1 tRNA gene and 1 rRNA gene are annotated in these 471 nt (G+C 46.1%); both read left to right on the top strand.

Annotated features, from left to right (window positions below):
* Nucleotides 1-55: ribosomal RNA gene (locus tag BGK49_RS17770) — 16S ribosomal RNA — on the top strand; the annotation flags it as partial.
* Nucleotides 56-225: 170 nt separating this feature from the next.
* Nucleotides 226-301 (top strand) — tRNA-Glu (locus BGK49_RS17765).
* Nucleotides 302-471: the final 170 nt, after the last annotated feature.

Below are 471 nucleotides of genomic sequence, written 5' to 3'. Positions count from 1 at the left end.
GGTGAAGTCGTAACAAGGTAACCGTAGGGGAACCTGCGGTTGGATCACCTCCTTACCTTAAAGAAGCGTACTTTGCAGTGCTCACACAGATTGTCTGATAGAAAGTGAAAAGCAAGGCGTTTACGCGTTGGGAGTGAGGCTGAAGAGAATAAGGCCTTCGCTTTCTATTAATGAAAGCTCACCCTACACGAAAATATCACGCAACGCGTGATAAGCAATTTTCGTGTCCCCTTCGTCTAGAGGCCCAGGACACCGCCCTTTCACGGCGGTAACAGGGGTTCGAATCCCCTAGGGGACGCCACTTGCTGGTTTGTGAGTGAAAGTCACCTGCCTTAATATCTCAAAACTCATCTTCGGGTGATGTTTGAGATATTTGCTCTTTAAAAATCTGGATCAAGCTGAAAATTGAAACACTGAACAACGAAAGTTGTTCGTGAGTCTCTCAAATTTTCGCAACACGATGATGAATCG

The organism is Shigella sp. FC1544 (assembly GCF_001722145.1).
GTDB classification, from domain to species: Bacteria; Pseudomonadota; Gammaproteobacteria; order Enterobacterales; family Enterobacteriaceae; genus Escherichia; species Escherichia coli.
This window is presented reverse-complemented; position numbering and strand designations above follow the sequence as displayed.